We start from the raw sequence: 24,309 nt of genomic DNA, 5'->3' as shown, positions 1-24,309 counted from the left end.
TGTGCCCGCCCCGCCACACTCCTTCACGGCACCTCCAAACGGCCGGAAAAGGCCTGTACCAACTCGCCGGGGGCGGTGCGGGAGGCGGAATCGGGACCTCCGCCGAGCTGCGGGCGGGCATCCTGCCAAAGCCCGCGCGGAAGATCCAACCGGCGGTCAGTGGAGGGCCTGGAACCCCACCCCGGGGAGTTGTTCGCCAACTCATGAGTGTTGTTCACTCGTTCGGGTGGCGGAGCGGCCGATGCGCGCCCCCTTCCCAGAACCGCTGGAATGGTCGGAAGCCGTACCAGGGGTGGGGGCGCTCCACGTGACCGGCCGTCACCTCTGCTTTGTGGGCGGACGAGTCAAGAATGCGAGCACCGGTGGAGAAGAAGCGGCCTCGGAGCAAGAACGGCGCGCGGAGCCAGACCCCCGGTGTACCGCCGACCCCGGTCGACACCGCCACGGCGCCCACCGCCGGCCACCCCTCGGAGCCCGCCGCGCCGCACCCCGCGCAGCCGCAGCCTCAGGCCCAGCCTCAGCCCCCGGCCGGACGCTCCAAGCGCGTCCGTAACCGCCTGGTCGCCGGTGTCGCCCTCGTGGGCGTGACCGTCCTCGCCGCCGGCGCCCCCGCGATCCTCACGGCCTCCGCCGACCTGACCGACTCCCAGCGCCTGGTCACCCTCGCCGAGCTCGACCGGCAGGCCGTCACCCTCGCGCACTCCCTCGCGGACGAGCGCGACGAGGTCGTCGCGTACATCGCCGCGGGCCGCGACGCGCAGACCGGCGACGCCAAGAACAAGCGCCAGATCACCGACACCCGCTCCACCCGCGTCGACCGCCAGATCGACGAGATCCGGCCCGCCGCCGCCACCGAGCTCCGCCGCGACCTCGCCGGGGTCCCCTCCATCCGCCGCGCCGCCCTCACCGGCAAGGGCACGGCCCTGGAGGCGCACAAGGCCTACTCGGACGTCATCACCAAGCTCCAGGCCCTCTCGGACGAACTCGCCGAGGAGACCCCGCCCCGCGCCCTCGACGCCGCCGGTTCCGCGCTCACCGAGGCCACCCGCGCCCCGGCCGCCCTCGGCCGCGCCGTCGAGCAGGCCTCCGCCGCCCGCGGTCTGCTCCTCGCCGCCCTCGCCGTGCCGCAGCCCGAGCCCACCGGCGACGTCCACTACGACCCCGAAACCGGCACCTACGTCCCCGACGTCCCCGAGGGCACCGAAGAGGCCGAGCACGCCCGCGACGCCCTCACCGCCGCCGCCCAGCAGGCCCGCGTCCGCGAACTGGCCGCCCTCGGCGACTTCGACCAGGCCGCCGGCGCCGCCGCCCGCGACGCGATCGCCGCGACCGTCGCGGGCCCCGACGTCAAGAGCGCCGAACGCTCCCTCGCCACCCTCACCGACCAGCCCCGGCTGACCGAGTCCGAGCGCGAGACCGACCAGGCCGCCCTGGAGGCCGCGCTGTCCGCCCGTATCGAGCAGATGCGCGGCGTCGAGTCCCGGCTCGCCGCCGAGCGGGTCGAGCACTTCGCCGCGCTCCGGGACGACGACGTCACCGCGCTCGAACTGCGCATCGCCTACCTCGGCGGCTGTCTCCTCGTCGCGATCGGCATCTCCACGTACGTCGCCCGCACCCTGACCAGGCCGCTCGCCGTGCTCCGCATCGGCGCCGCCCGGCTCGCCGGGGCGGCCGAGCCGCACCGCGAGGAGCCGGTCCGCTTCACCGGCCGCAACGACGAGTTCGCCCAGGCCGTCCGCTCCCTCAACACCCTGCACGGCAAGCTCGCCGGCCTCGCCGCCCACAGCGAGCGCCTCGCCGGCGAGCACGCCGAGACCGCCGCGGCCAAGGAGGCCCTCGGCGCGGAGCTCGCCGCCCAGCGCGCCGACCTCCAGGGCCGGGTCGCCCTCCTCACCGCCGACCTGGAACGCCTCCGGGACACGGTCCACCACACCTTCGTCAACCTCTCGCTGCGCAGCCTCGGGCTCGTCGAGCGCCAGCTCGGCGTCATCGAGAAGCTGGAGGAGCGCGAGCAGGACCCGGACCGTCTCGCGACGCTCTTCAAGCTCGACCACCTGGCGACCGTCATGCGCCGCCACAGCGAGAACCTCCTGGTCCTCGCCGGCCACGAGCACGTCCACGGCCACGCCGGGCCCGTCCCGCTCGTCGACGTGCTGCGCGCCGCCGTCAGCGAGATCGAGCGGTACGAGCGGGTCACCATCCAGTCCCTGCCGCCGCACGCCCAGATCGCGGGCTTCGCCGCCGACGACCTGAGCCACCTGATCGCGGAACTCCTGGAGAACGCCACGTCGTTCTCGCCGCCCGACGCCGAGGTCCAGCTCTCCGGCTGGCTCCTGGAGACCGGCGAGGTCATGCTCTCCGTCCAGGACGCGGGCATCGGCATGACCGACTCCCGGCTCACCGAGCTCAACGCGCGCCTCGCCGAGGCCGATCCGGACGCCTTCGAGGGCGAGGGCCTCGGCATGCGGGTGACCGCCCTGCTCGCCGCCCGCCACGGGGTCCGCGTCCAGCTGCGCGAGCAGAAGCCGGGCGGCATCGCGGCCGTCGTGGTCCTGCCGCTGCCCCTGCTGCCCACGACCCCGCCGACCGTGGTGTCGGAGCCGGTACGCGTCGCGGGCGCGGCGCCCACGATCCACCTGCCCGGCTCGGCGGCGGAGGCCAACTCCAACACGCTGCCGTCCCGGAACCGCGACCCGCTGGTGGAGGCCGCGGAGCGTGCGTTCCTCGCGGCGGAGGCCGAGGCCGAGGCCAAGGAGCCGGAGCCGGAGCCGGAGGCGCCCACGCAGGCGTACGAGCCCGAGCCCGCGCCCGAGCCCGCGTACGAGCCCGAGCCCGCGCCCGTCGACCCGTACGAGCCCGCCGGATTCGTGGAGTCCGTCTCCGAGACCACGCTCCAGGTCCGCCTGCCCGACCCGCAGCCCGAGCCGGACGCCCACGAGCGCGCCGCCGACGGGGACCCGCTCGCCGCCGACCACGTCGAGCCCCCGGCCCCGGCAGCTCAGCCCGTCCCGCCCGTCCCGCCCGCTCCCTCGGCCCCGGAACCGGCCCCCGAACCGCTCTCCGACCAGACGGTTCCCGGCCCCCGTACAGCCCAGTGGGAGCGGGTCACCGACAAGGGACTCCCCAAGCGCACCCCGCAGGTGGTCCGCAAGGCCGAAGACCCCGCCACTCCCCGTAAGGGAGGCGTGGACGCCGAGGCCCTGCGCCGCCGGCTCGGCGGCTTCCATCAGGGAGCCAAGGCCGGACGCCGGGACGTGGAGGCGGAGATGGAGACGGAGACGCCGCGGATAGACGCCGCAAGGCCTGCACGTACAGAGGAGATGACGGGGGACACAGTCGAGGAGGCACGCAGTTGACTGCGACGGGAACGTTCGGACTGAGCACGGAGGCCCGCAACCTGCAATGGCTGCTGGGCAATCTCGTGGAGGAGGTACCGGGAGTCCGCTCGGTCACCGTCGTCTCCTCCGACGGGCTGATGCTGCTCTCGTCCGACCCGGCCACCCAGCAGGCGGCCACGGCCGCCGCCGACGCCGTCCGTCCCGACGGGCCGCGCGGCTCCAGCGCGGACCTGGCCACCATCGTCTCGGGCATCGGCAGCCTCACCATCGGCGCGGCCCGGCTGATGGACGGCGGCGGGGTCAAGCAGACCATGGTGGCGATGGAGGAGGGCAGCGTCTTCGTGATGTCGATCAGCGACGGTTCGCTGCTCGGCGTGCACGCCACCCCCGACTGCGACATGAGCGTCGTGGCGTACCACATGGCGCTCTTCGTGGGCCGCGCCGGACACGTACTCACCCCCGAAGTCCGCAGTGAGCTGCGCAAATCGATGGAGAGCACCCAGTGATGTCTGCGTCCGCGGCCTTTCACGACCACAAACTGCCGGTACGCGGCGACGGGCGGCGCCCCTCGCGCGTACGCCCGTACTCGCTGACCGGAGGCCGCACCCGGTTCGGCCACGTCCTGCTCGTCGAGACCTTCGTGGCCGCGCTCGAAGCGGCCCCCGCGCGCAAGGTCCTGACGGACGGCGGGCCCGGCGCCCGCGGTCTGATGCCGGAGATGCGGGCCATCGTCGAGATCTGCCGCCGCATGCGGACGGTCGCGGAGATCTCGGCGCTGCTGAAGATGCCGTTGGGAGTCGTCCGGGTGCTGCTCAGCGACCTGGCCGACCAGGGAAAGATCCGTGTGTACGGGACCGGTCACGGCACCGGCCAGCCCGACCGCGCGCTCCTCGAAAGGGTGCTGAGTGGACTCCGTCGTCTCTGACGCCACCGCCGTCTCCGAATCACCGGTGGAAGCTCCGGCGGCCGCCGGAATCCCCGCACAGCCCCAGACCGGTCCGCGCGAACCGGAACCGGGCGCCGAGGACGGCGCCCAGGACTGGCAGCTCGACCACACCCGGGCCCCCATCGCGACGAAGATCGTGGTCGCGGGCGGCTTCGGCGTCGGCAAGACCACCTTCGTCCGCGCGGTCTCGGAGATCACCCCGCTCCAGACCGAGGCGCTGATGACGCGGGCGAGCGAGGACACGGACGACCTCACGTCCACGCCGGACAAGCTCACCACCACGGTGGCGATGGACTTCGGCCGGATCACCCTCGACAACGACCTCGTGCTGTACGTCTTCGGTACGCCGGGACAGCAGCGCTTCTGGTTCATGTGGGACGACCTGGTGCGCGGGGCGATCGGGGCGATCGTGCTCGCCGACACGCGCCGGCTGACCGACTGCTTCCCGGCCCTGGACTACTTCGAGAGCTGCGGCCTCCCGTACATCGTGGCCGTCAACCACTTCGAGGGCACCGAGCGCTTCGAGCCGGAGGACGTCAGGGAGGCCCTGACGGTCTCCCCGGACGTGCCGGTCGTGATCATGGACGCGCGCAAGCGCTACAGCGTCGTCGAGACCCTGCTCTCCATGGTCGCGCACGCGCTCGAAGCAACCCCCGAATAGCGAACAGTTCTCTCACGCGCCAGGAGCACCACCCATGCGGAAGATACTCATAGTCGGCGCCGGCCAGTCCGGTCTGCAGCTCGCCCTCGGACTTCAGACGCAGGGGTACGAGGTCACCCTCATGTCGAACCGGACGGCGGACGAGATCCGCGCCGGGCGCGTCATGTCCACGCAGTGCATGTTCGACACGGCGCTCCAGCACGAGCGGGACCTCGGCCTCAACTTCTGGGAGTCGCAGGCGCCCCGGATCGAGGGCCTCGGCGTCTCCGTCGCCGCCCCCGACGCCGGCCGCGCGATCGACTGGGTCGGCAGGCTCGACGGCTACGCGCAGTCCGTCGACCAGCGCGTGAAGATGGCCGGCTGGATGGAGACCTTCGCCCAGCGCGGCGGCCAGCTCGTCATACACGGCGCGGCCGTCGGCGACCTGGACTACTTCTCCCGCAACTACGACCTGGTGCTCGTCGCCGCGGGCAAGGGCGAGCTGGTGTCCATGTTCGGCCGGGACGCGTCCCGTTCGCCGTACGCGGAGCCGCAGCGGGCGCTGGCCGTCGCGTACGTCCACGGCCTCGGCCCGCGCCCGGAGCACCCGGACTTCGACGCGGTCCGCTGCAACCTGGTCCCGGGCGTCGGCGAGCTCTTCGTCATGCCGACCCTGACGACCGGCGGCCGCGCCGACATCCTCTTCTGGGAGGGCGTCCCCGGCGGCCCGCTCGACGTCTTCCAGGGCATCAAGGACCCCTCGGAGCACCTGGCGCTGACGCTGGAGCTGATGGAGAAGTTCACGCCCTGGGAGTACGCGCGGGCCACCAAGGTCGAGCTGACCGACGCGGGCGGCACTCTCGCCGGCCGGTACGCGCCGACCGTCCGCAACCCCATCGGCCGGCTGCCCGGCGGCGGCCTGGTCCTCGGTGTCGCCGACGTCGTCGTCGCCAACGACCCGATCACGGGCCAGGGTTCCAACTCGGCGTCCAAGTGCGCCGACGCGTATCTCGCGGCCATCGTCGAGCACGGCGACAAGCCCTTCGACGAGGCCTGGATGCAGGCCGCCTTCGACCGGTACTGGGACACCGCGCAGCACGTCACCAAGTGGACGAACGCGATGCTGGGCGTCCCGCCGGAGCACGTCCTCAACCTGATCGGCGCGGCGGGCGAGCTCCAGCCGGTCGCCGACCGCTTCGCGAACGGCTTCAACGACCCGGCCGACTTCGAGAACTTCTTCTTCGACCCGGAGAAGACGTCCGCGTACCTGGCGCAGGTCACCGGCGCCTGACGGCGAAATCCGGCCGGCGAAATCCGGTCGATATGCGTGACCAGGGTGTTCGACAATGGGGCATGCCCCTGTCGAACACCCTGATCCGTGTGGACGCGGACCTGACCGCCGGCCGTGTGCCGATGGCGCGCCAGCGCCTGCGCGGCCTCGTCTCGTCCTTTCCGCACGACCTGACCCTCCGCCGCCGCCTGGCCGAGGTGTACCGCCTCTACGGCGACGCGGCGGAGGCGGGGCGCTGGATGTACCTCGAAGAGGACCGGGACGCGGACGAGACCGCCGCCTTCGAGGAGCGGTACGGATCTCCCGGGTGGCGCATGAAGGCCCTCGCGTGGCGCGGCCCCGAGGCGCTGGCGGGCGCGGCGGTAGCCGAGGAGCGGCTCGTCGCCGTGCGGACCGCCCGCGCCGAGGAGCTGGGACGACCGGTCGACTGGGACGACCCGGCCTCCTACGGCGAGGACGCGGACGAGGAGTACGAGGCTCCGGACGGGGGCAGCCGGTTCACCGCGGTCGTCGTGGCGATCGGTGCTTTCCTCGGCCTCTCCGTGACGGTCGGGATCTGGATCCGCGGGGTCATCGCCCTGTTCGAATGACGGTCGGGCGGGCGGATGGTGGTCACGGGCGTGGGCGCAGGCTCGGGGACCCGGTTCGCCTCCGCCCGGCGGACCGCGAGCGGGGTCAGGAGCCCGGCGATCGCGAAGAGCGCGCCGACGACGAACCAGCCGGGGCGCCCCCAGGTGATGCAGAGCGCGATCAGGAGCCCGGGGCCGAGGGCTTCGGAGAGGCCCGCTCCGAGGCCGAAGACGCCCAGGTACTGGCCGGTCGCGTGGTGTGGGGCGAGGGCGAAGGACACCTCGAAGCCGCCCGCCGAGTGCCAGAGTTCGCCGATCGTGTGGACCACCACGCCGGTCAGGAGCAGGGTGACGGCGGCCCACGCCGGGACGCCCGCGGAGAGCGAGACCAGACCGCAGGAGGCGAGGAAGGCCGCTCCGGCGCGACGGTAGGCGCGGCCGCCGGCCCGGGGCGAGTCGATGCCGCGGCTCGCCCGGACCTGGAGTCCGACGACCAGGACGGTGTTGGCGAGCATCGCCCCCGAGACCAGCCAGTGCGGGGCGGTGGTGGATCCGACCAGCCAGAGCGGGATGGCCACCGTGAGCACCTTGAACTGGATGGCCATGACGCCGTCGAGCGCGGTGAGCACCAGGTACGGCCGGTCCCGCAGGGCGATCCAGCGGGGCCCTTCGGTGGCGGGCGTGGGCGCGACGGGCGGCAGGAGGAGCAGGACGGCCGCGGCGGCCGCGAACGCGAGGGCGTTGCCGACGACCAGGATCCGGTACGCGTCGAGGGTGCCGACCTGGACGGCCCAGCCCGCGAGCAGCGCCCCGAGGGAGATGCCGACGTTGGTCACGGCCCGCAGATAGGAGCGGAACTCCTGCGGCCGGTCGCCGCCGTAGTGCCGGATCAGCGGTGCGCGGGCGGCGAGCCCGGCGGCCTTGGCCCCGGTGGCCGTCGAGACGGCGACGACGAACGGCCAGAAGCCGTCCGCGAGGACGAAGCCCGCCGTGGCACCCGCCTGGACCACCAGCGTCGCCGCGTAGACCGTGCGCGCTCCGTGTCGGTCCGCGAGATGACCGACGGCGATGCCCACGGCCAGCGAGAGAAGCCCGGCGATGCCGAGCCCGAGCCCGACGGTGGCGGCCGGGAGGTGCACGGCCTGGGTGAAGTAGAGGACCCCGGCGGTCAGGAAGAGGCCGCTGCCGACGGTGTAGACGAAGTTCGAGGCGGCGAGGGTGCGCTGTGGTCCGGTGTCCGGCAGCAGCTTGGGCATGACGGGGCTCCGAGTCCGGGGCGGGCGACTGTAAGGACCCGTGTAGCTTGGCGCTTATTACCGAAGTGGGCAAGGGGTAGTCGGCGACGGGGAGTTCACGACCGGTCGTACCCCTCGTCCCCGCCGTCCGTGGCCCCTGCCGGAAGCGTCGGCGGCGCGTACGTCTTCAGGGCCTCCCCGCCCGGATCGGGACGGACCGCCCCGAGCAGCGGGTTCGCCGCGACGGGGGAGACCTTCACCTTCCCGCCGGGCCGCGGGGCGTGCACCACCAGGCCCTCGCCGAGGTAGAGCGCCACATGGGTGGCGCCCGGGAAGTAGACGACCAGGTCGCCCGGGCGGAGCTCGGACAGCGACACCCGGGGCAGTGTCGCCCACTGCTCCTGGCTCGTCCGCGGGATCTCCCGCCCCGCCGCCGCCCACGCCCGCTGCGTCAGCCCCGAGCAGTCGTACGACTCCGGGCCCTCGGCCCCCCACACGTACGGCTTGCCGATCTGTCCCACGGCGAAGCGCAGCGCCGAGGCACCCGCACGGGACGGGGTGCGGAGGCCGTCCAGGGCGCCGGAGTCGAGGAGTTCGCGCTGGGCGCCCGCGGTCTGGACGCGCTCCAGCTCGGTGAGCCGGGTGAGCTGCTCGGGCGAGAGGGACGCGAGCAGCTTCTCGACCTCGCGCAGCTTCGCCGTCACGTCGTCGCGCCGGGTGCGCTGTGCGGCGGCGAGGGACTGCTGCCGGTCGAGGGCCTTGCGGGACGCGCTCGCGAGCGTGTCGGCGCGGCGCTCGGCGCCTTCGAGCCGCGAGACGGTGCCGGCCCGGTCGCGGGCCGCGCGGGCCAGCAGCCGCCCCTGGTCCATGGCCGACTGGGGGTCCTGCGCGAAGAGCACCCGGAGGTAGGCGGAGGCCTCCGTCCTGCCCTGGTACTGCTCCCTGGCGAGCCGCCCGACCGCGGCCCGGCCCAGGGCCAGGTCGGTCCGGGCGGCGGTGAGCCGGGCGGTGACCTTCTTGGTGTCGGCGGCCTGGAGCTTCAGCGCCTCCTCGACGGCGTTGAACCGCTCGGTGGCCTCCTCGGCCTGCTGGTAGAGCGTCCGCAGCCGGCCGAGGAGCCCGGCGACGGAGTCGCCACCGGGTGGAGGGAGGGCGGCGGCGTCGTCGTCGACGACGGGAGCGAGTGGGGAGTCCGGGGAGTCGGGGGAGCCGGGGGAGTCCGGGGAGTCGGGAGGAGCGGGGGCGTCAGGGGCGCCAGCGGCGTCAGGGGTGTCAGGGGCGTCAGCCGGGTCCGGGGCCGCCTGTTCGGTCGGACCCGCCGGATCCACCTCGGCCTCCGGATCCACCCCCGCCTCCGGATCCACCGGACCGACCGGTTCCGCCGCCGGGTCCGCCCAGGCGATCGGGGCCTCCGCCGAGGGGTCCACGGGCGGGTCCGTCGGCCCCGCGCCGGCCGCCGGGACCACCCCCGTGAGGGCCGTCGCCGCGGCCAGCGCCCCCGTGCACACCGTGCGCAGCAGCCTTCGCGACACGTCATCACCTCCAGAGGGATGATGACGCGTCACTTCATCTGATCAGTGTACGAATCGGGAGGCTCTCGGCGTGCTCACCCGTTCGGCTCAGCGTCCGTCGGCCTCGCCCCGCCGCTCGGCTTGGACCACGGCCACTTCAGCTCGCGCCGCTCGCGGCCCTCGGGGACGTACGCGTAGACCCAGCCGCGCTGGATGCCGAGCCGTTTCGTGTGCCCCGCCGGTTCGCGCCGGTACGCGTGCAGCATCGGCGGGCGTCCGTCATGGGCCGGGACCGGCACCTCGTACCACTTCGGCGGGTGCCCGGTCGGACCGAGCAGGATCGGCAGGACCCGGCCGTCGAGGGGGCCGCCGCGGAAGGGCGTGTTCTCGCTTCTCACCCCTCCAGTCTCTCCCGCCTTCCCGGCTCACAGCAGGTGGGCCGCCTCGCCGACCACCGGGATCACCTTGCGGGCGAGCGTCGCCACCGGCCCCTCCGGCGTCTCCTGCGCGAGGAGCCGCCCGACGACCGCCGCCGTCTCCTCGTCGCTCGCCGTGGTCGCCGCGAGGAGGGCGACGAGATGGTCGACCAGCCACTCCCGCAGTTCGCGCGCCGGGGGCTGCTTCTCCTCGTCGAGCCAGATGAGCGAGGCAGCCTCCACGGCCGCGATCCACGTCCGCACCAGCATGGAGAGCCGGGGGCCGGGCCGTGCCACCCCGAGGTGGACGAGGATCTGCTCGGCGGCGGCCCGCCGCACCTCGTCCACGATCGCGTGGGTCCGGGAGGTCTCGGCGACGCTGCCGCCCCGCAGCAGGGCGCTGAACCCGGCGTCGTGCTCGTCGACGAAGGTCAGGTACCGGTCGAGCACCCGGCCGAGCCGCTCGGTCGGCGCCCCGACCGGAGGCTCGCTGAAGCAGCGGTTCAGGGCGTCGGCCGAGGATCGCAGGGCGGCTTCGTACAACTGCTGCTTGCCGCCGGGGAAGTAGCGGTAGACGAGGGGCCGCGAGACGCCGGCCGCCTCCGCGACGTCGTCGAGCGAGACGTCCTCGGGCGTCCGGTGGGCGAAGAGCCCCAGGGCGGCGTCGAGGAGCTGGCCGCGCCGCTCCTCGACGCTGAGCCTGCGGTACGCGGGTGTGGCGGCGCTCGTCATGTCCCGCAGCGTAACCGCGGAACGCCCCGGCCAGGCGTCCGGTCCGGAACCGGCTCGGTCAGGCGCGCGTCAGGCGTCCGGTCCAGCACGGCGTCGGACAGGCGCGTTTCCCTGAACCGGCCCAGTCAGGCGTCCGGTCCCGGACCGGCCCAGCCAGGTGTCCGGGCGGGCGGACGTCCCCGGCCCGTTGCCGTCAGGCCAGCAGCCCCGAGGACTTCCACAGCCGGCGCCCCGCCCCGCGCAGCACACCGACGTCGTCGAGGAAGTCCGTCAGGCGCTTGGCGCCGGACTGCATGACCTCCCGCCGGTGCCCGCTCGCCCGCACCTGGGCGACGGCCTCGCGCCGGTCCAGGCCCACGGCCTCGTACACCTGGGGGCTGATGAAGCACGTCGAGAAGACGCGGGCCGCCTCGCCGCAGCTCAGCCGGGTGAACTCCCGCTCCCAGCGCGGGGCGGTCGCCATCTGGCGGCGCAGCTCCTCGCGGGCGTACCGGACATGGCGGGCCTCCTCGACCACATGGATCCGGGTCACCCCGCGGACGAGCGTCTGCACCCGCTCGTCCGGGAACGTCAGCCGCTGCATCCAGTCGAGGATCTCCTCGCCGAGCAGTGTGGAGGCGAAGGAACCGGGGGTGGTGGAGACGGTCTTCAGGAGGCGTCCGAGGTTGTGGTAGATCCGCGGGACCGGGTACGCGGGGGTGCCGCCCCGCTGGATCAGCCGGGCGAACATCATCGAGTGCCGGCATTCGTCGGCGATCTCGGTGAGCGCGTAGCGGACGTGATGGCTGGTCAGGGACTTGTCGTAGATGTGCCGGACGAGCAGCTGCATCAGGATGATCTCGAACCAGACGCCGAGCGAGGCGAGCGACGCGGCCTCGTGGCGGGAGAGCGCGATCCGCTGCTCCTCCGACATGCGGCGCCACAGCGGGGTGTCGTAGAGCGAGACCAGCTCGGGCGGCCAGAACCACTTGCCGTCCTCGAAGGGGGCGTCCCAGTCGAGCTCGGTCTCCGGGTCGTACGCGTGCTTGCGGGAGGACTCCAGAAGCCGCTCGGCGACCTGCTCACGGTCGCGCAGCGGCCCCAGGGCGTCCCGGAGGAGGCTGAAGTCGGGCTCGGTGAAGGGGGTCATGGTGGACGCACCTCGCTGTGCTCGCCATCGCGTTACCGGGGGTCATTCTTATGAGACTGCTCGTCAGTAACGCCGTCAATCCCTTGCGCGCGACTTGTTGACGATCCGTCTACCGCCGTGTGAACTGACCGGTGGACTCGCACGAGGGAGTCGAAGGAACCGTACGAAGGAACCGCACGAAGGAATCGCACCACGGGAACGGCCATCCGACCCCCGAAGGAGGCGTCAGTGTCGACGCGCGACCTCTACACCACGGCCCAGCCCACCCTCGCCTGGCAGGTGCCGGCCACCGGCGCCGCCCGCTTCTCCTGGGAGTACGAGGATGGCCGCGAGCGCCTCCTCGCCCTGTACCAGAAGGGCAAGGACAAGCAGTGGGACAGTTCCACCCGCATCGCCTGGGACCTCGACGTCGACCCGTACGACCCGCTCGGCACCCCCGACGAGGTCCTGAACCTCTACGGCACCCGCCACTGGGCGAAGATGACCGAGAAGGACAAGGGCGACCTGCGCCGGCACTACGCCTCCTGGCAGTTCAGCCAGTTCCTCCACGGCGAGCAGGGCGCCATGATCTGCGCCGCCCGGATCGTCGAGGCCGTCCCCGACCTGGACGCCAAGTTCTACTCGGCCACCCAGACCATGGACGAGGCCCGGCACGCCGAGATCTACGGCCGCTTCCTCCACGAGAAGATCGGGATGCTCTACCCGATCAACGACAACCTCAAGAGCCTCCTCGACGACACCCTGCGCGACTCCCGCTGGGACATGCCCTACCTCGGCATGCAGGTCCTCATCGAAGGGCTCGCCCTCGCCGCCTTCGGCATGATCCGCGACACCACCGACAAGCCGCTGCCCAAGCAGATCCTCGCGTACGTGATGCAGGACGAGGCCCGGCACGTGGCCTTCGGCCGGATGGCCCTGCGCGACTACTACCGGCAGCTGTCGGACGCGGAACTCCGCGAGCGCGAGGAGTTCGTCATCGAGGGCTGCTACCTGATGCGCGACCGGCTGCGCGGGGTCGAGGTCCTGGAGAACTTCGGCGTCCCCCGGAAGGAGGCCGAGGAGCTGAGCGAGCGCAGCGAGTTCCTCCAGCTCTTCCGCAAGCTCCTCTTCAGCCGGATCGTCCCCTGCGTGAAGGACATCGGCCTCTGGGGCGAACGCCTCCAGAAGGCCTACCTCGACATGGGCGTCTTCGACCTCGGCGACTCCAACCTCGATCTGCTGATGACCCAGGACGAGGAGATCGCGGAGCGGCTCGACACGGAGCGCTTCGCGGCGGAGGAGCGGGCACGGGTGACGGAGGTGGCGGACGCGATCGCGGACGGCGCGGCCGCCGAGTAGGGCATCGGGCGGGCCTTGGGACGGCTTTCCTCGCGGGCGGGGCGGGGCGGGGCGGGGCGGGGCGGCGCGGGCGGCGGGCGGCCGGGTGGAGTCGGGCCGGCCGGCCGGGCGGAGGCCGCGGCCGGGCGTGGGGCCGGGCGCGGGGCCGGGCGGCCACCGGGCGCCCTACCCCCGCGCCTTCGCCTCAAGGCGCAGCGCCTCCTCCATCACCGCCCGCGCGATCGGGGCCGCGCTGCCGCCCCCGCTGATGTCCGTACGGGACGCCTCGGCGTCCTCGACGACGACCGCCACCGCGACCGCAGGCTGGGCCGTGCCCTCGGCCTGCGCCCAGGCGATGAACCAGGCGTACGGGGTGCCCGTGTTGCCGAACCCGTGCTGCGCGGTGCCCGTCTTGCCGCCGACCAGGGCCCCGGGGATCGCCGCGTTCGTGCCCGTGCCCTCCTCGACCGCCTTCACCATCAGCCGCTGGAGCTGGATCGCCGTCGACGGGTTCATCGCCTGCCGGTAGCTGCGCCGGCCCGTACGGTCCACCGTCGTCCCGCCGGAGGTCGTGGTGCGGTCGACGAGGTACGGGTGGGCGATCTCGCCGTTGTTGGCCACGGCCGCCGCGACCATCGCCATCTGGAGCGGGGTCGCCGTCGTGTCGAACTGCCCGATCGACGAGAGCGCCAGCTGGTCCGGGCTCATCTCCCGGTCGAAGTCGGACTTCGCGACCCAGGACGGCACCTGGAGGCCGGTGTCGTTGAAGCCGAAGCCCTCGACCGCGTCGACCATCCCGGTGAGCCCGACCTCCACCCCGAGCCCGGCCATCACCGTGTTGCACGACCACTGGATCGCGTACGCGAGGGACGCGTCCGCGCACCCCTTCGCCTCGTTCGGCAGCACCTGCCGGGTGCCCGGAAGAATGAACGGGTCCGGGGTGTCGGTCGGCGCGTCCACGTCCCGCACGACGCCCGCGTCGAGGGCCGCCGCGGCCGTCACGATCTTGAAGGTGGAGCCCGGCGGGTACGTCTGGCGCAGCGCCCGGTTCAGCATCGGCTGGTTCGGCGAGGAGACCAGCCGCTTCCAGGAGTCCTTGACCTCCTTGCCGGTCCCCGAGAGGACCCCCGGGTCGTACGAGGGCGAGCTGACGAGCGCCAGGATCCGGCCGCTGGACGGCTCGACGGCGACGACCGCGCCCCGCTTCCCGTCGAGCCCCCGGTAGGCCGCCTCCTGCATCGGGGCGCGGATCGTCGTCAGGACGTCGCCGCCGGGCTGCCGGCCCCGGGTGAGGTCGTTCCAGAGCGGCAGCGGCGCGAGCATCGGGTCCGTCCCGGCGAGGACCGCGTCCTCCGCGTGCTCGACGAGCGTCGTGCCGTACGTCTGGGAGGCGAAGCCGGTCACCGGTGCGTACAGCGGCCCCTGCCGATAGGTCCGTTCCCAGCGCAGCTGCTGTCCGCTGTCCCGGGAGCCGGTGACCGGCTTCCCGTCGACGACGATCTCGCCGCGCGGCTCCGCGTACCGGTCGATGGCGATCCGGCGGTTCGCCGGGTCGTCGTCGAGCTCCTCGGCCTCGAAGACCATCACGCGGGCCGCGTTGACGAGCAGGGCGACGAGGAGGACGAGGCAGAGGGCGGCGGCCCGTCGGATGTACCGGATCACAGGGTCCCCTTCTGCACGTACCGGATCACGGGGCGTCCTCCCGGAAGGGTGCGTCCTCCCTGACCGGGGCGAGCGTCCCGGTGTCGGCGGAGTCGGGCTGCGGCGAGCGGGCCGAGTCGCTGACCCGGATGAGGAGCGCCACGATCACCCAATTGGTGACCACCGACGAGCCTCCCTGGGCCAGGAACGGCATCGCCATGCCGGTGAGCGGGATCAGCCCCATCACCCCGCCCGCGATCACGAAGACCTGGAGCGCCACGATCGAGGCGAGTCCGATCGCGAGCAGCCGCCCGAAGGGGTCGCGCAGCGCGAGTCCGGCGCGGTAGCCGCGGGCGACGAGGAGCGCGTACAGGAGGAAGAGCGCGGTGAGGCCGACGAGCCCGAGCTCCTCGCCCGCCGTCGCCAGGATGAAGTCCGACTTCACGGCGAAGCCGATGAGGACGGAATGGCCGAGACCGAGCCCCGTGCCGAGCATCCCGCCGGCGGCGAAGGCGAACAGCGACTGGGCGAGCTGCCCCGGCCCCTCGCCCGCCCGGATCGAGGCGAAGGGGTCGAGCCAGTCCTCCACCCTGCTGTGCACGTGCGGTTCGAGCGAGCCGACGAGGAAGGCCCCGGCGGAGGCGAGGACGAGCCCGACCGCGATCCAGCCGGTCCGGCCGGTCGCCACGTACAGCATGATCACGAAGAGGCCGAAGAAGAGCAGCGAGGTGCCGAGGTCCCGCTCCAGGACGAGGACGCCGACGCTCAGCAGCCAGATCGCCACGATCGGCCCGAGCACCCGGCCGGTGGGGAACTGGAACTTCCAGATCCGGCGGCCGGTGTACGCGAGGGCGTTGCGGTTGGCGGAGAGGTACGCGGCGAAGAAGACGGCGAGCAGGATCTTCGCGAACTCGCCGGGCTGGAAGGAGAGGCCGTCGATCCTGATCCAGATCTTGGCGCCGTTCACGGCGGGGAAGAAGATCGGCAGGATCATCAGGGCGAGCGCGGCGGCCACGGAGACGTACGCGTACCCCTGGAGCGTGCGGTGGTCGCGCAGGAGCAGCACGACCACGATGAAGAGCGCGACCCCGAGCGTCGACCAGACGAGCTGCGTCGCCGCCGCCTGGTCCTTCGGCGTCTCCAGATCGAGGCGGTAGATCAGCACCAGGCCGAGGCCGTTGAGCAGGACCGCGATCGGCAGCAGCAGCGGATCGGCGTACGGGGCGCGGAAGCGGACCGCGAGATGGGCGACGAGCGCGAGCAGCCCGAGCCCGGCGCCGTAGCGGGCGGCGTCAGGCGGCACGGCGCCGCTGCGGGCCAGGCCGACGGCCGCGTAGCCGGAGACGGAGATGAGGACGGCGCAGACGAGGAGGGAGAGTTCCACGCCGCGGCGCTTCGGGAGGCGTACCCCGGGCGGGGGAGCGTCCGTGCGCGGAGTGGTGGTCATGGTCCGCAACGTAGCAAGCGGTATGCCCTATGTCCCTTTTGTGTGACGGTGTGCCGTGTGGTGCTGTTCAGTCCCCCGCTCCGTACCCCGCTCAGTCCTCCGGTACGGGGTCGGTGAGGCGGACGTACTCCGGCAGCCGGAGCCGGGCGACGGCTCCGCCGCTCTCGTCGTTCGCGAACACCAGCTCGGCGCCGATCACCTCCGCCTGCCCCACGGCGATCGTCAGCCCGAGACCGTGCCCCTTGCCCCCGCTCTCGGTACGGAACCGCTGCGGCCCCGACTCCAGCAGGTACGCGGGATAGCCGGGCCCGTGGTCCCGCACGGCCACCGTCGGCCCGTCCACCGTCACCACCACCGGAGGCGCGCCGTGCTTGTGCGCGTTGGCGATCAGATTGCCGAGGACCCGCTCCAGGCGCCGCCGGTCCGTCTCCACCGTGGCGTCCCGGACGACCCGCACCTCCGTCGGCGTGCCCGAGGCGCGGACCACCCGCGCGGCGAGCGGGCCGAGCTCGTGCACCGCGAGGTCCACGGCCTCGTTGCGGGCGTCGAGCCGCGAGATCTCCAGCAGGTCCTCGGTGAGGTCGCGCATCGCCTTGACCCGGTCCTGGACGAGCTCCGCGGGCCGGCCGTCCGGCAGCAGTTCGGCGGCGGCCGAGAGCCCGGTCAGCGGGGTCCGCAGCTCGTGCGCCACATCGGCGGTGAACCGCTGCTCGCTCTGCAGCTTCCGCTGGAGCGAGGACGCCATCGTGTCGAGCGCCACGGAGACCGTCGCCACCTCGTCCTGGGGGCGCGAAGGGTCCTCGGTACGGGGGTCGTTGACGCGCGCGTCCAGGTCCCCGGCGCTGATCCGGCGGGCCACCTGGGCGGTGAGGTGCAGCCGGCGGGTGACCCGGGTGACGGCGAAGGCGCCGACGAGCAGCGTCGCCCCGATCGCGAGGACGGAGGAGCCGACGATCGACCGGTCGAGCGCGTCGATCGTCTCGGCGCTCTGCGTGTAGTCGAACCGGACGGCGAGCGCACGGCCGTCCGCGGGACCCGCCGCCCACATCGTCGGCCGGCCCTCGTGGTCCGCGACCATCGTGCCGTGCTCGCCCCGGACGGCGAGCGCCCGCAGCGGCGCCGGGAGCCCCTCCGGGTCGAGGCCGGAGAACCGGGGGAGGGGCTCGCCCGCCTCGTAGAGACGGCTGACCTCGGTGAGCCGCGTGAGGGCCTTCTCCCGCGCGTCGTGCACGGTCTGGCCGGCCACCGAGACGTGGACGAGGACGCCGAGGAGCGCGGCGAGGGCGCAGCACATGACGGCGATGAAGACCGCGGCCTTCCAGGTGAGCGTCGCGGTCCAGGCGGGCAGCCGGGGCGCTCTCACGGGCCCGGCTCCTCGGACAGGGGCACGGGTGGGGCGGGTACAGGCGTGGGCGTGGGGACGGGCGCCGGCACCACGGGCGAGGGCGCGGGGCTGACGAGTTCGGGCGCGGGCGGCACGGCCGACGCCCGGGCGCCCGGGGGCGCCACGCGGACGATCTCGTCCCGGGTGGGCAGCATGCTGTGCTGCTGCTCGTCCCAGGACCAGGCCGTGCGGTACTCGTACCCGGGAATGCCGGCCGAACTCACCCGCATGATCAGGTCCCGGCCGGCCAGCTCCACGCTGACGACCTGGTCGACGGTGGACATGATCCGGGTGAGCCCGCCGTTCTCGGCGAGGTAGACGCGCACCCCGACCTGCTGGTCGGGCATCCGGATCCCGACGATGAGCTCGTCCCGGCCGTTGCCGGTGAGGTCGCGGTAGTACGGCCGCAGGACGGGACACCCGTCGGGCTTCGCGGCGCAGGCCTCGATCGCCCGGGCGGTCTCCTCGTACAGGCCGTCGGCGCCGGAGTACGTGTCGGGGTTCGCGCGCACCTCTGCCCGGACGACCTCGGCGGGGGTGACCTGCCGGACGTCGTTGTCCGGCACCTTCACGCCGGGGACGCGCTGGGTGTCCGACTCGCCGTAGTCGATCGGCGGATCGGTGGCGGGCGGCAGGTCCGGCCAGAGCCGCACGGGTCCGACGGCGGTCGGCGTGGGCCCGGCGCTCCTGAGCCCGCCCTCCCCGCCGCCGCAGCCGGTCGCCGCGGCGAGCACGCACAGGACTCCGGCCACCCCCCGGGCGACTGCGGCGTGCGGTCTCACGCGCTGTTCCTCCTGCTCCTCGGGCACGGGCGTTCAGTGGGTCCCGTCTCCCGTCGACCATATGCGGAGAGATATTCCTTTTGCCTCCCGATGGGGGAGTCGTGGGGAGGGGTGGTCTCTTTCGTTCTGTACGGCGAGACGGTTCTTCGACCGGCTGGTCGCTCCTGGCCGTGTCAGGCACCGTCCTCATGATCGTCTTCGCTCTGGTCGCGGTCTTCGTGGTCCGCGACGACGGCCCGAAGGCGCCCCGCGACGTCCGCCCGAAGACCGCCCGGGACTGACGCACGCCGAGCGCGGGACCGAGAACGCTGCGAGCTCGGGACTGAGAACGCCCCCCCCACGGGACTCAGAACGCTCCGGGCTCGGGACTCAGAACGCCCCCCGCTCCATCCGAGCCAGGGCAGCCCTGCACAAGGTCAGGAGCTTCTCGTCCTGATGGATGTCATGGCTGCCGGAGCCGCCCTCGCGGGCGTTGTGACGGCGTCTTCGGGTGAGCTCGGTGAGGATCGTCAGCTGGGCGTCCGACGCCGCCGGGCCCATCTCCGCGAGACACTCCGCGATGTCCACGCGCGCGTGCCGGTTCTCCTCCCAGGCCGCGAGCAGCACGGGAAGCGCCTGGTCGGCGCGGCCGGAGACCCGCCACAGGGCCGTCGCGCTGCGGACCCGTACCCACAGGTCCCGCGAGGCGAGACCGGGCCGGAGCGCGGCCGCCGAACCGGCCGCCGCCGGGCCGATCGCCGCGAGGGCCAGGGCCGCGCAACACCAGTCCGGGGCCGAGGAGCCGGGCCGCAGCCACCGCTCCAGGGCCGGCAGTACGTCCCCTCGGTCCCCCTCGGCGGCCCACAGCGCCCGCGCCGCCATCGTGGAGACCGCCGCCGACTCGGCGTCCAACAGCCCGCGCAGGTCCGGTACGGCCTCCCGGGCAGCGGGGCCGAAGGCCGCCAGGGTCCGCAGGGCCGCCTCCCGCACCCAGTCGCGCCGGTGCTCCGGCGCACCGCGCAGCACCCGCAGCACCTCGGGGAGCGCCTGTCCGCCCCGTACCGCCGCGAGGGCGTAGAGCAGGGGTGCCGCCCGGTCGAACAGCCCCTCGTCCAGCTCGACCTCGGCGAGCCGGCGCCGCAGCAGCGGGGCGAGGCCCGCCGCGGCCGGCCCGAGGCCGTCCATGGCGTACAGCAGCTCGCGCCGCACGTCGGGCTCCTCCAGGGCGCGGGCCAGCAGCGGGACCGCGCGGCCGTCCCCGGCGCGGGCCAGCGCGAGGAGCGCCCCGTCCCGCCCGGACCGCCCGACGAGCCCGCCGGAGCCGTCCCGCGAGGCACCGGGCAGGTCCGGGTCGTCCGTCAGCCGGATCGCGAGCGCGTCCGCGGCGGGCCCGCCCAGTTCGAAGAGCCGCTCCAGGAACGAGGTGGCGGCCTCCCGCAGCCGCGGCTCCGGATCGTCGAGCTGGGCGCCGACGAGCCGGACGATCTCCTCGTACCGCCCGCGCCATACGCGTATCAACCCGCCGCACAGCCAGATCGCGTCCGACCGCTGCCACCGGTCGGGGCTGCGCAGCTGGGCGAGGATCAGCGCGATCCGGTCGTCGACGCGGTCGTCGAGCGCGGCGTGCAGGGTCCGGAGCAGCTCCTCGGTCCAGGGCGCGGGCCGACCGGCGACGTGCTCCTCCAGGAGCTCCCGGACCTGCCCGGCGAGCGTGGGCACACCGGGCCACCCGCTCTCACCGGGCCACCCGCTCTCACCGGACCACCCGCTCTCACCGGGCCACGAGCCCTCACCGGGCCAGACGCTCTCGGCCCCGGTACCGCCGTCGGTACCGCCCGCGGCACCGGCACTGGAAAAGCCCCCGCCCCCGCCCCTGGCCCTGAGCGCGGCCGTCCTGATCTCCTCCAGGAGCTCCGTCACCCACCGCACGATGTCGTCCGGGATCTCGCCCGGCGCGCAGCGCGCCAGCTGGGCGAGGGAAGCCAGCCGGAGCCCGGGGTCCTGCGCGGCGCGGGCGAGCCAGTCGAGCCACTCGACGGTCTCGGCGCGCAGCGACGCGTGCCGCAGGGCGATCCGCCCGACCGCGGCCACCAGCGCGAGCCGCACCTCGGTGTCCCGTTCGACGGTGAGGCGCTCGCGGAGCAGGGTGAGGACGCGCGCGGGCTCGGGGTGCAGCGAGGCGAGCGCGCAGGGCGCGGCGAGCCGCACCTCGGGGTCGGGGTCCCCGACGAGCCCGAGGAACACGTCGGCCCCGGCGGCGATGGCGGCGGCGGCCATCGCGTAGTTGGCCGCCGGTATGAACTCCTCGTCGTCCGGGTCGAATGCGTCCAGTTCCTCGTCGTCGTCGAGCTCGATCCCGCCGATGCTGGTGAGCAACTCGACGATGCCGCCCCGGTCTTGGACGGCGGGGTCGGCGACGAGCTCGATGAGGAAGGGGATGCAGGCGAGGGTCGAGTCGTAGACGTCGCCCTGGTGGTGCACCGCGCCGTACATGCCGTCGAGGGCGGTCTCACGCTCCGCGGAATCGGCGGAGGCGAGTCCGCGGAGCAGCGCCGGCACGTCGTCCGCGGGGCCGTAGGCGTGCCCCAGCGAGGCCCAGTCGACCTCCTCGATCCCCGTCAGCATTGCCAGGCCGCCTTCCCCGTGAGCGCTGTACCAGTGAGCAAGTGTGCACCACAGGAAGGGCAACAACGCCGTGCCGACGCCACCGGCCGCGCGCGAGGCCCTGGTTGCGGTCTCTTTGCGCCATGTACGGGGCGGAGCAGGGTGGTTGCTCTGGGTATCCGCCTCTCACCCCTCCGACCGGACGCGGACGAACGCCTCGTTCTCGTGCCGCCCCGCGAGCCGGCGCAGCTCGACGGGCAGGGGTGGCTCCACCCACCGCACCGGCCCGTGCTCGGGGTCCTCGGCGAGGGTGCCGACGCGGTCGGCGACCAGTGTGCCGACCTGTCGGGACTGCGCCGGGGTCAGCCGGGGCGAGGTCGTCACGGTACGGCCGTCGGGGAGCCGTACGAGCAGGTCACGGGGCCGCTCGGGCGGGCCGATCACGCCCAGCAGCAGGCCGTCGCTCGTCTCGGCGTGCCGGATCTTGCGCCAGGCCCAGGTGGCGCCGGCCCGGTAGACGGAGCCGAGCGACTTCGCCACGATCCCCTCGACGCCGGCGTCCCGCAGGTCGCGGAACCAGCCCCGGGCGGTCTCCTCGTCCAGGGTGGCGAGGACGCGCTGGAGGGGCGGTTCCGCCTCGCGGAGGGCCGCCCCGAGCAGCTCCCACCGGTCGCGGAGGGGCAGTCCCCGCACGTCCCGCCCCGGCACGGCGAGGAGGTCGAAGGCGATGTACGAGACGGGCACCCCGGCCCGTACCCGGTCGCCGTGCGAGCGGAGCAGGTCGGTGAAGCTGAGCCGCCCGTCCCGGTAGGCGCACAGTTCGCCGTCGAGCACGATCCCGGGCGGGAGCTGTTCGCGCAGGTGGGAGGCGATCTCGGGGAACTCGGGCGCGAGGTCGCGACGCGAGCGGGACTGGAGGACGACCTTCCCGTCGCCGAGGACGAAGGCGAGGGCGCGGAACCCGTCCAGCTTGAGGGAGTACTGGAGATCCCGGGGCGGCGGCGCCTGGGCGGGGATCTCGTCGGCGGACCGGGGCCGCATGACGTCGACGGGCGGCGGCAGCGCCAAGGTCCCGCCACCCACGGCCTCGCCGCCCCCACCCACCGCCCCGCCACGCCCACCCACGGCCTCGCCACCCCCACCCGCGACCCCGTCGCCCTCGCCTACGGCCCCACCACCCCCACCCATGGCACCGTGACCCCCGCCCCAGCCCTCCGCGCGGCTCGCGCGCCCCGCGCTCACGGCACGCCCCCGGCGCGCTCGGGCGCGAAAAGGGGCGCCATGAGCTCTCCGTACCGCTCCAGACGTGGCGCGATGTCATCCATCAGAAGAACGAGCTTTTCCGGGTCCGTCGCGGGCGTGGCGCAGTCCGCGACCTCTTCCCAGGTGACGGGAGCCGAGACGGCGGGCAGGGCCCGGGCCCGCAGGGTGTAGGGGGTGGCGGTGGTCTTGGCGGCGGCGTTCTGGCTGTGGTCGACGAAGACCTTGCCGGGGCGCAGGGCCCGCGCCATCCGGTGCAGGACGAGCTGAGGCAGCTCGCGCTCGGCCTCGACGGCGAGCTGTCTGGCGTACGCCGAGACCTGCTCGGAGGGCGTCGGCACCACGGGGACGAGGAGGTGGAGCCCCTTGGCCCCGGAGGTCTTGGCGAAGGCCTCCAGACCGTCGGCGGCGAGCCGCTCGCGCAGGTGGAGCGCGACCCGGCAGCAGTCGACGACCGTCGCGGGAGGCCCGGGGTCGAGGTCGAACACGAGCCGGTCGGCGATGGCGGGTGAGGAGGTCCGCCACTGGGGCGTGTGGAACTCGACGACGAGGTTCGCGGCCCACATCAGGGAGGCCAGGTCCTGGACCACGACCTGCCGTGCCCGCGGGTCGTCGGAGCGGGGAACGGGGGTGGTGCTCACCCAGGAGGGTGTGCCGGGCGGCGGATTCTTGGTGAAGAAGAGCTGCCCGTCGGGACCGTCCGGATAGCGCAGGAAGGAGACGGGCCGATCGCGCAGATGCGGCAGGATCGCGGCCCCGACGGTGGCGTAGTAGTGCAGCACCTCGCCCTTGGTCGTGCCGGTGAGCGGGTGGAGCACCTTGTCCAGGTTGCTGAGCGCCAGGCGCCGCCCCTCCACCTCTGTGATGGGCGTCATACGATGAGAATCCCACGTCTACCGGACATCTCTCGGCGAAAGTGAAGAAAACCGTGCGATCCATCTGGAACGGCGCCATTTCCTTCGGGCTGGTCAGCATCCCGATCAAGCTGGTGAACGCCACCGAGAGCCGGTCCGTCTCGTTCCGCCAGATCCACACCGAGGACGGCGGCCGGGTCCGCTACAAGAAGGTGTGCGAGCTCGACGGCCAGGAGGTCGCCGCGGCGGAGATCGGCAAGGCGTACGAGGAGGCCGACGGGACCATGATCCCGATCACCGACGAGGACCTGGCCGCGCTGCCGCTCCCGACGGCGAAGACGATCGAGATCGTGGCCTTCGTGGCGGCCGGGGACATCGACCCGCTCCAGATGGAGGCCGCGTACTACCTCTCGGCGAACGGCGTCCCCGCCGCGAAGCCCTACACCCTGCTCCGCGAAGCTCTCAAGCGCAGCGACAAGGTGGCGGTGGCGAAGTTCGCGCTAAGGGGACGGGAGCGGCTCGGCATGCTCCGGGTCGTGGACGACGTGATCGCGATGCACGGCCTGCTCTGGCCGGACGAGATCAGGGCCCCGGAGGGCGTGGCCCCGGAGACCCCGGTGACGGTGCGCGACGCCGAACTGGACCTGGCGGACGCCCTGATGGCCACCCTCGGCGAGGTCGACCTCGACACCCTCCACGACGACTACCGCACGGCGGTGGAGGAGATGATCGCGGCCAAGGCGGAGGGCGGCGAGGCGGTGGCGCCCCCGACCCCGGGCGAGGAGGGCGGCGGCCAGGTCATCGACCTGATGGCGGCCCTGGAGAACAGCGTACGAGCGGCGAAGGAGGCCCGCGGCGAGGACGCGGAGGTGACGGAACTCAAGCCGCGGACGAGAGCGGCGAAGAAGACGACGCCGGCAAAGAAGACGACGGCGAAGAAGACACCGGCGAAGAAGACGACGGCGAGGAAAGCGGCGGAGACGAAGGCGCCCGCGAAGAAGACCTCCCGCAAACGCCCCGCCTGAACCACCCGCACCGCACCGCATCGCACCCCCCAGAGGCCCCCGGACACAGCGCCGGGGGCCTCTGAGCTGTGTGTCCGGGGAAGGTCGCCAACTCCCCGCAATCCGGACGGGCATGACCGGCGTTCGGACAACAGATGGTCAAATTCTTGTCGCAGACCTGTCAGGAAATCTCCTTCGCTGGCACGCTCACAGCCGCGCCACCCCCCCAC

Annotated in this window: 19 protein-coding genes and 1 pseudogene; 8 read left to right on the top strand and 12 right to left on the bottom strand. The window is 73.3% G+C overall.

What is annotated here, in order from left to right; genetic code table 11:
- The first annotated feature begins 350 nt into the window (after nucleotides 1-350).
- The 6 genes from ACIBG6_RS15155 (at nucleotide 351) to ACIBG6_RS15130 (ending at nucleotide 6,805) form a co-directional block, all read left to right on the top strand.
- Nucleotides 351-3,356 (top strand): nitrate- and nitrite sensing domain-containing protein, encoded by a 3,006-nt coding sequence (locus ACIBG6_RS15155; protein WP_399223039.1) that lies wholly within the window; start codon nucleotides 351-353, stop codon nucleotides 3,354-3,356.
- The gene (locus ACIBG6_RS15150) at nucleotides 3,353-3,844 is read left to right on the top strand and encodes a roadblock/LC7 domain-containing protein (protein ID WP_399223038.1); all 492 of its coding nucleotides are present in this window, start codon (nucleotides 3,353-3,355) and stop codon (nucleotides 3,842-3,844) included. The genes ACIBG6_RS15155 and ACIBG6_RS15150 overlap by 4 nt, the downstream gene beginning before the upstream one ends.
- Nucleotides 3,844-4,263 (top strand): DUF742 domain-containing protein, encoded by a 420-nt coding sequence (locus ACIBG6_RS15145; protein ID WP_399223037.1) that lies wholly within the window; start codon nucleotides 3,844-3,846, stop codon nucleotides 4,261-4,263. Before ACIBG6_RS15150 ends, ACIBG6_RS15145 begins: the two co-directional genes overlap by 1 nt.
- Entirely contained in the window at nucleotides 4,244-4,945 is a 702-nt protein-coding gene (locus ACIBG6_RS15140; protein ID WP_399223036.1) for a GTP-binding protein, read from the top strand. The genes ACIBG6_RS15145 and ACIBG6_RS15140 overlap by 20 nt, the downstream gene beginning before the upstream one ends.
- Nucleotides 4,946-4,979: 34 nt before the next feature.
- Nucleotides 4,980-6,215, top strand: a complete 1,236-nt coding sequence (locus ACIBG6_RS15135) for a styrene monooxygenase/indole monooxygenase family protein (protein ID WP_399223035.1) — start codon at nucleotides 4,980-4,982, stop codon at nucleotides 6,213-6,215.
- Nucleotides 6,216-6,277: 62 nt separating this feature from the next.
- Entirely contained in the window at nucleotides 6,278-6,805 is a 528-nt protein-coding gene (locus ACIBG6_RS15130; protein WP_399223033.1) for a DUF6584 family protein, read from the top strand.
- Between the two features lie 314 nt (nucleotides 6,806-7,119).
- Here the strand turns inward: ACIBG6_RS15130 and ACIBG6_RS15125 are convergent.
- The 5 genes and pseudogenes from ACIBG6_RS15125 to ACIBG6_RS15105 form a co-directional block, all read right to left on the bottom strand.
- A pseudogene (locus ACIBG6_RS15125) lies at nucleotides 7,120-8,040 on the bottom strand (MFS transporter); the annotation flags it as partial.
- Between the two features lie 95 nt (nucleotides 8,041-8,135).
- On the bottom strand, nucleotides 8,136-9,551 hold the full coding sequence (locus ACIBG6_RS15120; RefSeq protein ID WP_399223032.1) for an NlpC/P60 family protein: 1,416 nt from the start codon (nucleotides 9,549-9,551) through the stop codon (nucleotides 8,136-8,138).
- 74 nt (nucleotides 9,552-9,625) lie between these two features.
- The gene (locus ACIBG6_RS15115) at nucleotides 9,626-9,928 is read right to left on the bottom strand and encodes a hypothetical protein (RefSeq protein WP_399223031.1); all 303 of its coding nucleotides are present in this window, start codon (nucleotides 9,926-9,928) and stop codon (nucleotides 9,626-9,628) included.
- Nucleotides 9,929-9,955: 27 nt separating this feature from the next.
- On the bottom strand, nucleotides 9,956-10,678 hold the full coding sequence (locus tag ACIBG6_RS15110) for a TetR/AcrR family transcriptional regulator (RefSeq protein ID WP_399223030.1): 723 nt from the start codon (nucleotides 10,676-10,678) through the stop codon (nucleotides 9,956-9,958).
- A gap of 193 nt (nucleotides 10,679-10,871) precedes the next feature.
- Entirely contained in the window at nucleotides 10,872-11,807 is a 936-nt protein-coding gene (locus ACIBG6_RS15105; protein WP_399223029.1) for a diiron oxygenase, read from the bottom strand.
- Between the two features lie 228 nt (nucleotides 11,808-12,035).
- Between ACIBG6_RS15105 and ACIBG6_RS15100 the strand changes: the two genes are divergently transcribed.
- On the top strand, nucleotides 12,036-13,145 hold the full coding sequence (locus ACIBG6_RS15100; RefSeq protein WP_399223028.1) for a ferritin-like domain-containing protein: 1,110 nt from the start codon (nucleotides 12,036-12,038) through the stop codon (nucleotides 13,143-13,145).
- 165 nt (nucleotides 13,146-13,310) lie between these two features.
- On the opposite strand, the gene ACIBG6_RS15095 is transcribed toward ACIBG6_RS15100, so the two are convergent.
- The 7 genes from ACIBG6_RS15095 to ligD form a co-directional block, all read right to left on the bottom strand.
- Entirely contained in the window at nucleotides 13,311-14,786 is a 1,476-nt protein-coding gene (locus ACIBG6_RS15095) for a penicillin-binding transpeptidase domain-containing protein (RefSeq protein ID WP_399223027.1), read from the bottom strand.
- Nucleotides 14,787-14,811: 25 nt separating this feature from the next.
- Nucleotides 14,812-16,212: an FtsW/RodA/SpoVE family cell cycle protein gene (locus ACIBG6_RS15090; RefSeq protein WP_399223026.1), complete on the bottom strand. Its 1,401-nt coding sequence runs from the start codon at nucleotides 16,210-16,212 to the stop codon at nucleotides 14,812-14,814.
- A 91-nt stretch (nucleotides 16,213-16,303) separates the two neighbouring features.
- Nucleotides 16,304-17,575: an ATP-binding protein gene (locus tag ACIBG6_RS15085; protein WP_399223025.1), complete on the bottom strand. Its 1,272-nt coding sequence runs from the start codon at nucleotides 17,573-17,575 to the stop codon at nucleotides 16,304-16,306.
- Nucleotides 17,572-18,378: a hypothetical protein gene (locus tag ACIBG6_RS15080; protein ID WP_399223023.1), complete on the bottom strand. Its 807-nt coding sequence runs from the start codon at nucleotides 18,376-18,378 to the stop codon at nucleotides 17,572-17,574. The genes ACIBG6_RS15085 and ACIBG6_RS15080 overlap by 4 nt, the downstream gene beginning before the upstream one ends.
- Nucleotides 18,379-18,747: 369 nt before the next feature.
- A complete protein-coding gene (locus ACIBG6_RS15075) occupies nucleotides 18,748-20,982 on the bottom strand; it encodes a HEAT repeat domain-containing protein (RefSeq protein WP_399223022.1) in 2,235 nt (744 codons plus the stop codon).
- 165 nt (nucleotides 20,983-21,147) lie between these two features.
- Nucleotides 21,148-22,086, bottom strand: coding sequence for a DNA ligase (locus ACIBG6_RS15070; protein ID WP_399223021.1), 939 nt, complete (start codon nucleotides 22,084-22,086; stop codon nucleotides 21,148-21,150).
- 113 nt (nucleotides 22,087-22,199) lie between these two features.
- Nucleotides 22,200-23,096: a non-homologous end-joining DNA ligase gene (gene ligD / locus ACIBG6_RS15065; protein WP_399223020.1), complete on the bottom strand. Its 897-nt coding sequence runs from the start codon at nucleotides 23,094-23,096 to the stop codon at nucleotides 22,200-22,202.
- A gap of 53 nt (nucleotides 23,097-23,149) precedes the next feature.
- Here ligD and ACIBG6_RS15060 point away from each other — a divergent pair, with 53 nt between their 5' ends.
- Nucleotides 23,150-24,100, top strand: a complete 951-nt coding sequence (locus ACIBG6_RS15060; RefSeq protein WP_399223018.1) for a Ku protein — start codon at nucleotides 23,150-23,152, stop codon at nucleotides 24,098-24,100.
- Nucleotides 24,101-24,309 lie beyond the last annotated feature (209 nt).

It is taken from the genome of Streptomyces sp. NPDC050842, from assembly GCF_044456565.1.
Taxonomy (GTDB): domain Bacteria; phylum Actinomycetota; class Actinomycetes; order Streptomycetales; family Streptomycetaceae; genus Streptomyces.
This window is presented reverse-complemented; position numbering and strand designations above follow the sequence as displayed.

Excerpts from the sequence above, each read along its gene's own strand:
- ACIBG6_RS15110 (WP_399223030.1), bottom strand. The coding sequence starts at position 10,678 with ATGACGAGCGCCGCCACACCCGCGTACCGCAGGCTCAGCGTCGAGGAG.
- ligD (WP_399223020.1), bottom strand. The coding sequence starts at position 23,096 with ATGACGCCCATCACAGAGGTGGAGGGGCGGCGCCTGGCGCTCAGCAAC.
- ACIBG6_RS15145 (WP_399223037.1), top strand. The coding sequence starts at position 3,844 with ATGTCTGCGTCCGCGGCCTTTCACGACCACAAACTGCCGGTACGCGGC.
- ACIBG6_RS15090 (WP_399223026.1), bottom strand. The coding sequence starts at position 16,212 with ATGACCACCACTCCGCGCACGGACGCTCCCCCGCCCGGGGTACGCCTC.
- ACIBG6_RS15155 (WP_399223039.1), top strand. The coding sequence starts at position 351 with ATGCGAGCACCGGTGGAGAAGAAGCGGCCTCGGAGCAAGAACGGCGCG.
- ACIBG6_RS15130 (WP_399223033.1), top strand. The coding sequence starts at position 6,278 with ATGCCCCTGTCGAACACCCTGATCCGTGTGGACGCGGACCTGACCGCC.
- ACIBG6_RS15135 (WP_399223035.1), top strand. The coding sequence starts at position 4,980 with ATGCGGAAGATACTCATAGTCGGCGCCGGCCAGTCCGGTCTGCAGCTC.
- ACIBG6_RS15105 (WP_399223029.1), bottom strand. The coding sequence starts at position 11,807 with ATGACCCCCTTCACCGAGCCCGACTTCAGCCTCCTCCGGGACGCCCTG.
- ACIBG6_RS15075 (WP_399223022.1), bottom strand. The coding sequence starts at position 20,982 with ATGCTGACGGGGATCGAGGAGGTCGACTGGGCCTCGCTGGGGCACGCC.